Below are 12,447 nucleotides of genomic sequence, written 5' to 3' on the forward strand. Positions count from 1 at the left end.
CACCTGATCGGCATTCAGTGACGACGCCTCGGTGAGCAGCGCCGCCAGGGCCACCCCGAGCTTCTCCGCGGTAACTGCCGCATCGATCTGGCCGAGCCCTGCCCGGATCGCCTCGGCCGCGTCAACCGAGAGCGTGCCGGCGGTGACGGCCCGGGCGATCGGCGCCTGCCACGGCACCTTCGCCTCGAATTCGGCGACCTCGGCGGCATCCCTGTCGGGCGAGGACAGCGCCGCCTCGACGAGCCTGTCGGCCGCCTCGGCATCGGCCATCATGGTGCCGACTGCGACCAGCTTGTAGGCGTCGCCCTTGGACGAGCCGGTCGAGTTCTGAATCAGGGCCTCCGGCGAGAGGTACCCCTGCTGCGCCGCCAAACCCGAGTGCCCGAGCTCCGGTCGGGAACGTTCGGCGATGGTCGCCGCCATCCAGGCAGCATAGGTATCGACGAGACGGCGGATCGAAGCGATTCGCTTCTGACCGGCCAACACCTCGGCATCAGGAAGGGCCGAGAAGTCAGCGCATGACGAGCCCAGCAGGGCCACGGCATCGGCCGCCTGCCTGAGGTCTTCCGCGAGGTTGGTCATGTTANAAGAGAATACCTCAACTCGCACCCAGTGTCGAGAGTTACTCACACAATTTGAGAGAATAATCGAATTTATCTCTGAGCAAATCCGGCCGCTCCGAAGCCGTCCAAGGCCGCCGGTTGCCTCAATGGAGACCCCGGGGCGGTGAAGGTTTCCCGGGCGCAGGCGAGACCCCCGGAACCGCCACCGTGACGCCCGCCCCGACCAACGCACCCACCGCTACAGATTCTCCGACCACCACCACGCCCCCGGCAACCCTCAAGCCGACTCAATCCGCACCCGGGCAGACCGCGGCGCCGGGCGATCCACGTTCAACCGCGTGCACGCAGCTCTACAGCCCGGCCATGGTCGAGGCGCTCGGCGACCTGACCTTGAACCCCGTCTGGAGCCAGGACCCGGATGCCGGCGTGTCCCACGGCACCGACAATGCCGAGCTGCGCGTCCAGATCGACGCTCTCGACCACCTGACCTGCGTCTGGGCGAGCCCGTACGGGGGATCCGACACCGGGATCATCACCACTGTGGTCTGGGTGACCCTGGAACAGACCGTCGCGGTGGAGGCCCGGCTCGTCGCAAACGGACTGGAGTGCTTCACCCAGTCGGAGGGCCGCCGCTGCATCATCCGGACGACACGGCAAACGGCGCTTTCGGTGAGTCCCACTTTCTGAGGGGCGGCATCTGGCTCGCCACGAAGTACACGAATGCCGGCCCGCTGGGCTACACACAGAACATCATCGATAACCTTTGGATGGGCGTCTAGACCGTTTCGAGCAGGCCGAGACCGGCCCGGGCATCGCCCAGCAGCGGCCGTATTCCGCCTGCCGCCCCGCGGGCCGCAACCGGGCCGCAACCGGGTCGAGGCCGTGTCGATGCCGGGTCGATGCCGTGTCGATGTCGGGTCGAAGCCCCGCCCCGTTAGGATCACTGAACAGAGGCTGCTTTCGAACCGTGTCCCCCTCATTGTGGGTCTGGCCGGATTCCCTGCCCCCGAGATAGCGTTGTCCGTTACTTACTTACCGAGCCTGTTCGAGAGGATCGCGTGGCCAGCCTCACCGAAATCTTGATCCTGCACGGTCTGCTGCCGATCGAGGAGCTCGACCACCTCATGGCCGGCGACCCCGCCGATGAGAGCGCCGTCCGCGCCCTCGTCGCCAAGGGCGTCATCACCGAGGTTCAATTCGCCAAGGCTCGGGCCCAGCAGGCCAACCTGCCCTTCGTCGAGCTAATCGACTACCCGGTCGATCGCCTCGCCGTGGCTCTCGTTCCGGTGGCCGTCTGCAAACGCCACGAAGTGCTCCCGATCGCCGTCGACAACGGCCGCCTCATCCTCGCCATGGTCGACCCTGGCAACGTCTTCGCCGTCGACGACGTGCGCGAAGCATCACGGATGCGCGTCACCCAGGTTGTCGCCGAGCGCAGCGATCTACTCGCCGCCATCACCCGCTACCACCGCGCCGACGACGAGCTCAGCGACCTCACCTCCACACTCGAGGAAGAGAACGCCGCCACCGAGAGCTCCTCTTTCGGAGTCTCGGACTCCATCGACGACGATGCCCCGATCGTGCGGTTCGTGAACCTGTTGGTCAGCCAGGCCATCCAGGACCTGGCCTCGGACATCCACATCGAACCCGGCGAGCACAGCCTGCGGGTGCGCTACCGCATCGACGGCGTGCTGCACGAGATGCAGACCGCACCCAAGAGCATCCAGAACGGTGTTATCTCCAGGCTCAAAATCATGAGCGATATCGACATCGCCGAGCGGCGCAAACCCCAGGACGGCCGCATGACCGTGCGCCATGCCGGCCGTCAGATCGACCTGCGCGTTGCGACTCTCCCCACAGTGTGGGGCGAGAAGGTCGTTATGCGAATTCTCGATAACTCGAACACGACCCTCGACGTGCGCGCGCTGGCCCTGCTCGAGCACAACTTCGAGGCCTACAAGACCTCCTACTCCAAGCCTTACGGCATGATCCTGATCACCGGTCCGACCGGTTCGGGCAAGTCCACCACCCTCTACACGACCCTGGGTGCGGTCGCTCGTCCCGAAATCAACGTGATCACGGTCGAAGACCCGGTGGAGTACCGCATGGCGGGCATCAACCAGGTTCAGGTGAACCCGAAGGCGGGCCTCACCTTCGCGAGTGCGCTGCGTTCCATCCTGCGAAGCGACCCGGATGTCGTTCTGCTGGGTGAGATCCGCGACCACGAGACCGCGCAGATCGCTATCGAGGCCTCGCTGACCGGCCACCTCGTGCTCTCTACTTTGCACACCAACGACGCGCCGAGCGCCATCACCCGGCTGACGGAAATGGGCATCGAGCCCTTTCTGGTGGGTTCCGCCCTGGACTGCGTGGTCGCCCAGCGCCTGGCGCGGCGCCTCTGCGACAAGTGCAAGACGCCATCCGTGCTGACCGTCGACTACCTGACGCGCCTCCGCTTCGCGTTCGACCCGGAGCGCCCGCTGCCCACGATCTTCGAGGCGGTCGGCTGCACGCAGTGTTCGAAGACCGGTTACCGGGGGCGCATCGCCGTGCACGAGGTGATGACCGTGACCGAGGAGATCGAGCGGCTCGCCGTGGCCCGAGCATCGAGCGCCGAAATCGGCCGGGTGGCGCGCGAACAGGGCATGATCACCCTCCGCGAGGACGGCTGGGCCAAGGCCCAAATGGGTTTGACATCGATCGAAGAAATCTTGCGAGTGGTCGCATAGTGCAAAAGGGGATATCTGCATGAGCCAGCCCATCTATGAAATTCCGGTCACGCCTCCTGGGGCTGCCGGGGGCAGCTGGAGCCTCGGCGATCCCGATCGTCGTGGTGCCGAACCGACGGAGCACGATGCCGCGCCGGCCGCTCCTGACTCGGCGGAGTTCGAGTTCGTCGATGTGACCGATGCCGCGCAGCCGGCGACAACGGTCCTTCCGGTGGACACCGGCGCGGTCGAGACGACCGGGCGCCGCGCCCGTGCCAACCGCACCGGCGACAACGAGGTCTCCGACCTTGACCTGCTGAACGCCCTGGCCGAGGTTCTCGACCTGAACGCCTCCGACCTGCACATCACCGTCGGAGCGCCGCCGAGCATTCGTGTCGATGGCGGCCTGCGGCCGATTGAGGGCGCGAGCAAGTGGATGGGTGACAAGGTCACCTCTGCGCTCTACAGCATCCTCTCGGCGAAGCAGCGCGCGCAGTTCGAGGAGGAGCTCGAGCTCGACTTCGCGTATACGGCCGGCGGCGCGCGCTTTCGCGTCAACTACTATTACCAGCGCAACTCGATCGGCGGGGCGTTCCGCCTGATCCCGCGCGAGATCAAGCCGCTGAAAGACCTCGGCATCCCCGAGACCGTCGGTCAGTTCGCCAAGCTGCCTCGCGGCCTGGTGCTGGTGACCGGCCCCACCGGTTCGGGCAAGTCCACCACGCTGGCGGCACTGATCGACCTGGTAAACCGCACCCGTGCCGACCACATCGTCACGGTCGAAGACCCGATCGAGTTCCTGCACAAGCACCAGAAGTCGCTGGTCAACCAGCGCGAGGTCGGCCACGACACGAAGAGCTTCGCCTCCGCACTCAAGCACGTGCTGCGCCAGGACCCCGACGTCATTCTGATCGGCGAGCTGCGCGACCTGGAGACCATCTCGGTGGCCCTGACCGCGGCAGAGACCGGCCACCTCGTCTTCGCCACCCTGCACACCCAGTCCGCGGCCCAGACCATCGACCGCGTGATCGACGTGTTCCCGCCGCACCAGCAGGGCCAGGTGCGTGCACAGCTTGCCGCCACCCTGCAGGGTGTGGTCTGCCAGACCCTGGTCAAGAAGGTCGGTGGCGGCCGCGTCGTCGCCACCGAGGTTCTGGTCACGACTTCGGCGGTCGCCAACCTGATCCGCGAGGGCAAGACCTACCAGGTGGCGTCCGCGATGCAGGCCGGCCGTGCGCTCGGCATGCACACCATGGATCAGCACCTCGCCGAGCTAGTTGACGCGGGTCTGATCACCCGGGCGTCCGCCGAGGAGAAGGCGCAGGACCTTGAGGGGCTCAACCAGCTGATCCGTCGCGTGGACCACGTCGAGTCGTCCGTTGGCGGCAGGAACGGCATCGACTTCGGCGACCAGTACTCTCCCCGGGGACAGTAGATGGCAACCAGTCTCGCCTTCTCCTACAAGGGGCGTAACGCCGCCGGCAAGGTCGTGAAAGGGCGACTGGATGCCGCGTCCGAGAACATAGCCATGTCGCGAGTTCGCACGATGGGCCTTACGCCGATCTCGGTCACCGAGGTGGCAGTCGGCACCGGGCTGAACGCGGAGATCAAGATCCCCGGGTTCAGCAAGGGCATCACCCTGAAGGATCTCGCCATCATGAGCCGCCAGATGGCAACCATGACCTCGGCCGGTTTGTCGCTGCTCCGCACACTGAACATTCTTTCTGAGCAGACCGAGAACAAAGAACTCGCCAAGATTCTTACTTCGATCCGCAACGACGTTGAGACCGGAATCTCTTTGTCGGAAGCGATGGACAAGCACTCCACCGTGTTCCCACCGATCATGATCAACCTGATTCGCGCAGGTGAGACCGGTGGGTTCCTCGAGAGTTCGCTGAACTCCGTGGCCGGCAACTTCGAGTCAGAAACCAGGCTACGTGACACGATCAAGTCGGCGTTGGCCTACCCGACCATCGTGTTGATCATGGCGGTCGTTGCCGTCATCGGCATGCTGACATTTATCGTGCCTGTCTTCGAGAAGATGTTTGCCGGTTTCGGTGGACAGCTTCCGCTGCCTACCCAGGTGCTGGTCGTGCTCTCCAAAGCCATGGTTTGGCTCCTGCCTGTGCTCATCATCGGCGGAATTGCCTTCGCGGCCTGGTGGCGGAAGAACAAGAATACCGAGCGAGTACGCAAGGTCATTGACCCGCTCAAGTTGAAGTTGCCGGTCTTCGGACCGCTCATGACCAAGCTGGCCATCGCCCGCTTCAGCCGAAATTTCTCGACCATGATCGGCGCGGGTGTACCGATCCTGCAATCGCTGAATATCGTCGGCGAGACCTCGGGCAACTGGGTCGTGGAATCGGCGCTCCGCAAGGTGCAGGAGTCCGTGCGCCAGGGCAAGTCGATCGCCGGGCCGCTCAGCTTGGAACCGGTCTTTCCCGCAATGGTGGTGCAGATGATCTCGGTCGGCGAGGATGCCGGCGCCCTGCAGCAGATGCTGGGAAAAATTGCGGACTTCTACGACCAGGAAGTGCAGTCAACAGCAGAACAGCTGACCGCCCTGATCGAACCCTTGATGATCGCCTTCATCGGAGTTGTGGTGGGCGGAATGATCGTGGCCCTCTACATGCCCATGTTCAGCATCTTCGAGTACATCAAGTAGCACCCTCCCCGTACTGGGGGCACGATTTCGGCCCTTTACCCCTGAACGCGGGATGGCACAAGGTCGCGTGGCCCATAGGCTCAAATCAGGCAAACGCAATCGCCTTTCCCAGCACCCATTCAGAAAAGGACTTCCACATGATCCGCAGCATCTCGGAAGCGCTTGCCCACAAGCGTTCAGAACTCGGCCAGAAGGAAAAGGGCTTCACGCTCATCGAACTGCTCGTCGTCGTCATCATCATCGGCATTCTCGCCGCGATCGCCATCCCGATCTTCCTCGGACAGCAGGCGTCGGCTCGTGATGGTGCAGTGAAGTCTGACATCGCAAACGCAAAGGTTGCCGCAGTGGGCTTCATGGCCGCCAGCCCGACAGGTGCCGCACCGGCAAACACTGCCGCCCTGACCGACTTCACTCCGGGAACCGACACCAACATCACCGTCACGGCCACTGCGACCGGGTTCTGCATTGCCGGTTTCAGCTCAATCAACGGAACTGGTGCCGTCAAGTACAAGGCGACGGACAAGACGGGTATTACAACAGGTAACTGCTAAGTAACAACCGGTACTGGATCGGTGGGGCACTGCAGTTGCGGCGCCCCACCGTTTCTCAATGAACGAAGTCCGACGGATTCCAGAGAGGGTCTGCGCGATGATTACCCAGCAGCTCCCTGAAGAGTCGGGCGGAAGCGAGAGCGGTTTTGGCCTGATCGAGATCGTGATCTCGATGTTTCTGCTGGGGCTGCTCGCCATTGCGTTCTTGCCCCTACTCGTGACCTCGATCAAGACAACGGGCGTGAACGCCACGGCAGCAACAGCGACGCAACTGGTCAACCAACAGATGGAACTCGCCCGTGGTGCCGGAGACACCTGCACTGCCCTCACGGCATACAACAATGAAACATTGCCGGTGATCACGGACTCCCGCGGCTTTAGCTACCAGCCCACGCGTGCGGGTGAGGACTGCACAGCCCTGGTGAACTATCCGGCAACTGTATGGGTCACTGTCTCAGCTGTTCCCTCCGTGGGGGCAACTGTGAGTGCGACAACCTTGATTTATCTGAGCGGTCCATGATGAAGACGAAACGTCCCTCGGCCGGCCTGCAGTCCTCGAATGCTGGGCTGACCTTAGTCGAGTTGCTCATCTACTCCGTCCTAATGGTCGTGGTCTTGCTCGTTGTGGGCGGAATCCTGACCAGTGCACTCAGGGGGCAGAATACTGTCAGTAGCACAACCCAGGCGAGCAACGCCGGGCAGCTTGTATCCCGGTCGGTCGGCCACGGCATCCGCAATGCCAGCTCTGTCTGGCACAGTCTGCCTGGTGCTGATCCGGAGATTCTTATGGCTCGAACGATGCGTACAGACGCGGCTGGAACGTGGATTTGCCAGGCGTGGGCCTTCGACGGCGGTGCGGTGCGCACGACCACATCCACCGGGCCCATCTCGGCAACTCAGACAGCGACAACATTGCTGTCCTGGACACTTCTTGGAGTTGGGATGCAGTCCGTTTCCGCCGGATCAGCTCCAATATTCACGGTCACCGGAAATCCTGTCGCTCCCTATATCGACCCCTACAGGGTCGACCTCAATCTCGAAGTGGTGGCGACCGGCAGCCGACCTATGCTGGTACAGACTTCATCAGTAAGCCGCCAACCGACTGCAGCGACAGGGGACCCATGCTTCCCGTAAGACAGCTTCGAGGCATTCTCCTGCGTCCTCGCCCTGACGAGACCGGCAGCGCACTGATGGCTGTTATCGGTGTCATGGCGGTCACCGCAATCATTGCCGTCACGGTTAGCGCGGCCACGATCAACGCCCTGGGTTACACCACTACGAGCCGGGCCTCCGTGCAAGCCAGGGCTGCAGCGGATGCCGGGATCGACGTGGCCATTCGAGATTTGCGAACCACGAACGGCTGCGCGACTGACATCAATGGACAGTTCAAGTCAATTCCGGGCGACGTACCTTCATATGACGTACTGCTCGAACACCTCGACCCCGTCCTCGGATGGGTAGTTGGCTGCCCGGATGCGCAGTCAACATCGATGCGGATCACCTCTACGGGCGCTGCGCAGAGCTTGGAGGTGGCGGGCAATCGCTTGGGCGACAGTGCCACGCTAGAAGCCGTTTACGCCTATGTACCGGTCATCGTTCAGGTTCCGTTGGACGGCGTTGCCGTCTACGCCTACACCGTTGACGGTGTGCTCAAGAAGTTCGTCCTGTCGTCTGCGGATAACAGCGTGGCGACGTCCATCATGGTCAGAACTGGCGACGTCGAATGCTCAAACAATGCCAAAATCGGTGGCGACCTCGTCTTGGGCGATGGCAGCGCGACGATGGATATGTGTGACGTGGCGGGTTCCGTTCAGGTGTCTGATGACATCACCATGAACAAGAGCAACATTGGCGGAAACGTCTCCGCTGGAGGTCTTGTGACTCAAACGAATAGCGTGATCGGTGGAGTCGTGACGTCCGGCCCGACGGTCGCTGCGCCGGTAGTGCCTAACTGGGTTGACGTTGGCTATGACCCGGCAAAGTGGGTAGCCCAAGGCTACAACGTTGTCAACTGGACAGGTTCGTGCAGCATCGCAAAAAACAATACTGCCTGGACAAATCTGAAGAACTACACGCATCCGACGGTGGTCAACTTCCGGACCAAGTGTCCGGGGGCAGTAACCACGAGCAACAACATGGACTGGGTCACGTTGAACACGGATCTGGTCCTAATCGCAAATGAGTTCGTTTTTGACAGACTCTACTTCAAGTCGTTGGTGAACGAACATCAGCTGTCGTTCATCGTTCCCGATAATGTTGCGGATGGAAACCCCACTTGTGTGGCCCCCAGCGGCGGTGTAACGCTATCCAACGAGACCGACTTCGGGCTCAATATATCCGCCATGATCTACACACCGTGCAAGGTCTACAGCGACAGGAACGGTTTTCGAGGCCAGATCTATGGCGGCGAGGTAGAATTTGCGCAGCAAGCCCAACTTACGTTCGTTCCGGTCGGCATTTCTGGTTTCGACCTTTCTGGTGGCGTGACAGTGCCGAAGATCACCGGTGCCGAACTGGGCGACCTAACGAGCCGTCGCCAGCTGGCCGGCGGTGATTAGTGCAGTTGCGACCGTCGTCGGGGTCTTCGGTGCCCTGATTGGCTCGTTCCTCAACGTCGTGATTCTCCGTGTCCCCGCCGGTCGCTCGATTGTGTCGCCACCGAGTACGTGTGGCTCCTGCGTGGCCCGAATCCGCCCTTGGGACAACGTCCCGGTACTCTCCTGGCTTCTGTTGCGTGGACGCTGTCGAGACTGTGCGGCGCGTATCTCGGTGCGTTATCCGCTGGTCGAAATGGGCACAGCGGTGTTCTTCGGTTTGGTCGCTTGGTGGGTCTTGTTGGTGGTCTTGACCGGCTCGACCGCCGCGTTCGAAACGACTGCGCTATCCGCGACGGCACTTACGCTTCTGGCATTCCTATACCTCGCGGCGGTCAGTGTGGCCCTAGCGATGATCGACATCGATACTCACACTCTGCCCAACCGAATTGTCGTGCCGGCCTATTCCGTCGGGGCGGTTCTTCTGACAGCGGCCGCCTTGTTGGCCGGTAAGCCGGAACGACTGCTTCCGGCCCTCATCGGTGGTGTTGCACTCTTCGGCCTCTACCTGTTTATGGCACTTTTCTATCCCGGCGGAATGGGCCTCGGAGACGTGAAGCTCGCCGGGGTGCTTGGAATGTTTCTGGGCTGGGTCGGTTGGGCGCCTCTGGTCGTCGGCGCGTTCGGCGCGTTCTTTCTCGGGGGACTGTTTAGTCTTGTTCTAATTCTGACTCGCAGGGCGAATCGGAAGAGCGGCATTCCGTTCGGGCCGTGGATGCTCGCGGGGGCATGGCTCGGCATCTTTGGTGGCGAGGCGATAGCGACGGGCTATTTGTCTTTGTTCGGTTTGGCATGACGGCACGCCAGGTTTGGGAGAACCAATGACAACAAACGTTGTAGGAATCGACATCGGAAGCGTAGCCCTGCGCGCGGTCGAGGTGAGCGACGCGGGAAAGGTCCAGCCCACCCTCGTGCGCTATCACGAGGTTCCCCTTCCCGAGGGTGCCGTCAGCCGCGGCGAAGTCCTCGAGCCGAACACCGTAGCATCGGCGCTCAAGCAGCTGTGGTCCACGGGCGGTTTCAAGAGCAAGAACGTAGTACTCGGCATGGGCAACCACCGAGTGCTGGCTCGAGACCTCTCCGTACCCAAGATGTCGCTCAAGCGCATTCGTGAGTCGCTTCCCTTCCAGGTGCAGGACCTGATCTCAGTTCCCGTCGCCGACGCGCTCCTCGATTTCTATCCAATCTCCGAAGGCGAGGGCGATAACGGGCCGCAGATCAACGGTCTCCTCGTCGCCGCGGTCAAGGACTCCGTTCTGGTCAACGTGCAGGCCGCCGAGTTGGCCGGGTTGAATCCGGTCGAGGTCGACCTCATCCCTTTCGCACTGAGCCGATCCATCTTCCGCGGTGCGAAGACGGAAGACGCTGTCGTGCAGATCGACGTCGGTGCGGGCACGACAACAGTCGTGATCACCTATGCCGGTGTGCCGCAGTTCGTGCGGCTCATTCCAACGGGGGGCGATGACCTGACGCAGGCGCTCATGCTGCGGCTCAGCATCACGGCTGAGGAGGGCGAAGCGCTCAAGCGATCGTTGGGTCTCGCCGTGACAGCACCGGGGAACGAAGCGGCTGTCACGGTCATTCGTGAGGTCACCACCGAACTGCTGAACAGCCTCCGAAACACGGTCAACTATTTTGTCAACACTCGCCATAACGTTCCGGTGATCCGAATCGTGCTGTCCGGGGGCGGTGCCCAGTTGCGCGGCTTTGCCGACGCGCTGACAGAGGTAACACGCCTGCCCGTTGTGGCGCCCGACCCGTCCCGATCAGTCGGCCTCGGCCGCGGCGTGAACGCGGAGGCCCTCACTCAGACCCAAGGCACCTATCTGGTCGCGCTCGGCCTGGCACTGGGGAGCAACGCATGAGCCGCAAAGATGTCAGCGATGACCTGATCATCGGCGGAGAGCCGAGGGTCGACCTGTTGCCCCCCGAAGTGCTCAAACACCGCAAGGCCAAAGCCATGCGGAGAAGCTTGGGGATCGGAGTCGTCGGGCTGCTTGTCGTCGTGCTAGCGGGCACGGCGGGTGCCATGTTCCTCTCAAACCAGGCCCAGGAGAAGCTGCTGGCGGAACAGTCACTCACGTCGGATCTGCTCGCAGAGCAAACCCAATACGGCGAGGTGCGCACCGCACAGGCCCAAGTCGACCTCGTGAAGGCCGCACAGCTGGTGGGGGTGTCGACTGAGATCGACTGGAATCTCTACCTTCAAGGGGTGCAGGCGACGCTTCCAACCAGTGTGGCAATCAAATCGGTGACGATTGATTCGGCAACGCCGATCCTCCTCTACGAGCAGGCGACAGCCCCACTGCAGGGAGCCCGAGTTGCCACCGTGAGCTTCTCCGCGACCAGCGCCACGCTCCCCGACGTACCGACCTGGCTCGACGGCCTCGCGACGCTCCCCGGGTTTGCGGATGCGCTGCCGGGATCTGTCAGCCTCGATGAGACAACCCAGCTCTACACCGTCAACATCACGATGCACGTGAACGAAGACGCGTTCGCCCAACGCTTCGTCGAGAAAGAGAAGTAAACGTGGACAAGAACAGGCTCTGGGTTGTCGGGTCCGTACTGGTCATGGCGGCAATCCTGGCGCTTGGATTCGTGCTCGGCATTCAACCGCAGCTTGCGGCCGCCTCAGCAGCCAATCTGGATCGTGCAACTGTCGAGGCCACCAATGCAGAGCAGAGCGCAGTTCTGGCCCAGCTCAAGGAGGACTTTGCGGGTATCGAGGCAGTTCGCGCAGAGCTGGCGCCACTCGCCTTGTCCGTTCCGAGTGGCACCGAGATGCCAGCCTTCGTGACGCAGTTGTCGGAACTCGCCGCTCAGTCCGAAGTGACCCTCACCGCGATCACGGTCGCCGACGCGCTCGCTTATGCCCCGGTGGTGGCCTCGGTTGTTGCGGACCCCGCGGCAGAAGTGCCCGCCGAAGGTGAAGACACGGCGTCTGAACCGGTCCCCGCGGAGGCAGCCGCCGCCCCGATAGCAACTGCGGGAGTCCCTCCCGTCACAGACCCACGAATCACCGCGAGCAGCTTCGCCTCCCTCGCCGTTCAAATCACGATCAAGGGTGACTACAACCGTGTTCTCGTCTTCGTCAACGGGCTGCAGACGGGCACGCGGCTGGTCCTCGTCTCCGGGCTGAGCACAGTGGAGGCTGACCCTTCGGCAGGAGCTCCACCAGCAGACCCCGATGCTGCAGCGCCGGCAGCTGTTGCGGGTCTCGTCGACGCCACGATCTCCGGGCTCGTCTACGTGCTCATTCCTCCCGCCGCAGCCGGCGTCGTCCAGGCCGCCGGCTAGCTCCGCAGCGCCGACGGCCACCGAGTAACCCGACCCGACACATCGCCCCGCCAGGTCACGCCTCCCTCG

12 protein-coding genes are annotated in these 12,447 nt (G+C 62.7%); 11 read left to right on the forward strand and 1 reads right to left on the reverse strand.

Annotated elements, in window-relative coordinates; genetic code table 11:
* A partial coding sequence (locus E3O28_RS05990) for a DUF222 domain-containing protein (RefSeq protein ID WP_241973033.1) occupies positions 1–582 on the reverse strand: 582 nt, incomplete at its 3' end.
* Between the two features lie 188 nt (positions 583–770).
* On the opposite strand from E3O28_RS05990, the gene E3O28_RS05995 reads away from it, so the two are divergent.
* The 11 genes from E3O28_RS05995 (at position 771) to E3O28_RS06045 (ending at position 12,378) form a co-directional block, all read left to right on the forward strand.
* Positions 771–1,250 (forward strand): hypothetical protein, encoded by a 480-nt coding sequence (locus E3O28_RS05995; protein WP_134415420.1) that lies wholly within the window; start codon positions 771–773, stop codon positions 1,248–1,250.
* Positions 1,251–1,621: 371 nt separating this feature from the next.
* Positions 1,622–3,292 carry an ATPase, T2SS/T4P/T4SS family gene (locus E3O28_RS06000; protein WP_104100986.1) on the forward strand — a complete coding sequence of 557 codons (1,671 nt, stop codon included), beginning with the start codon at positions 1,622–1,624 and terminating at the stop codon, positions 3,290–3,292.
* 19 nt (positions 3,293–3,311) lie between these two features.
* On the forward strand, positions 3,312–4,706 hold the full coding sequence (locus tag E3O28_RS06005) for a type IV pilus twitching motility protein PilT (protein WP_134415421.1): 1,395 nt from the start codon (positions 3,312–3,314) through the stop codon (positions 4,704–4,706).
* Positions 4,707–5,936: a type II secretion system F family protein gene (locus tag E3O28_RS06010; protein ID WP_134415422.1), complete on the forward strand. Its 1,230-nt coding sequence runs from the start codon at positions 4,707–4,709 to the stop codon at positions 5,934–5,936.
* A gap of 137 nt (positions 5,937–6,073) precedes the next feature.
* A complete protein-coding gene (locus tag E3O28_RS06015; protein WP_134415423.1) occupies positions 6,074–6,487 on the forward strand; it encodes a prepilin-type N-terminal cleavage/methylation domain-containing protein in 414 nt (137 codons plus the stop codon).
* Between the two features lie 58 nt (positions 6,488–6,545).
* Complete coding sequence (locus E3O28_RS06020; RefSeq protein WP_134415424.1) at positions 6,546–7,007, forward strand: type II secretion system protein; 462 nt, start codon at positions 6,546–6,548, stop codon at positions 7,005–7,007.
* Positions 7,008–7,608: 601 nt separating this feature from the next.
* The gene (locus E3O28_RS06025; protein WP_134415425.1) at positions 7,609–9,045 is read left to right on the forward strand and encodes a hypothetical protein; all 1,437 of its coding nucleotides are present in this window, start codon (positions 7,609–7,611) and stop codon (positions 9,043–9,045) included.
* Entirely contained in the window at positions 9,038–9,877 is an 840-nt protein-coding gene (locus tag E3O28_RS06030; protein ID WP_198411545.1) for an A24 family peptidase, read from the forward strand. Before E3O28_RS06025 ends, E3O28_RS06030 begins: the two co-directional genes overlap by 8 nt.
* A gap of 25 nt (positions 9,878–9,902) precedes the next feature.
* Complete coding sequence (gene pilM / locus E3O28_RS06035) at positions 9,903–10,946, forward strand: type IV pilus assembly protein PilM (RefSeq protein ID WP_134415426.1); 1,044 nt, start codon at positions 9,903–9,905, stop codon at positions 10,944–10,946.
* On the forward strand, positions 10,943–11,608 hold the full coding sequence (locus E3O28_RS06040) for a hypothetical protein (RefSeq protein ID WP_134415427.1): 666 nt from the start codon (positions 10,943–10,945) through the stop codon (positions 11,606–11,608). Before pilM ends, E3O28_RS06040 begins: the two co-directional genes overlap by 4 nt.
* A 2-nt stretch (positions 11,609–11,610) precedes the next feature.
* Positions 11,611–12,378: a hypothetical protein gene (locus E3O28_RS06045; RefSeq protein ID WP_134415428.1), complete on the forward strand. Its 768-nt coding sequence runs from the start codon at positions 11,611–11,613 to the stop codon at positions 12,376–12,378.
* Positions 12,379–12,447 lie beyond the last annotated feature (69 nt).

The organism is Cryobacterium sp. TMT2-14 (assembly GCF_004402465.1).
In the GTDB taxonomy this organism is placed as follows: Bacteria; Actinomycetota; Actinomycetes; order Actinomycetales; family Microbacteriaceae; genus Cryobacterium; species Cryobacterium sandaracinum.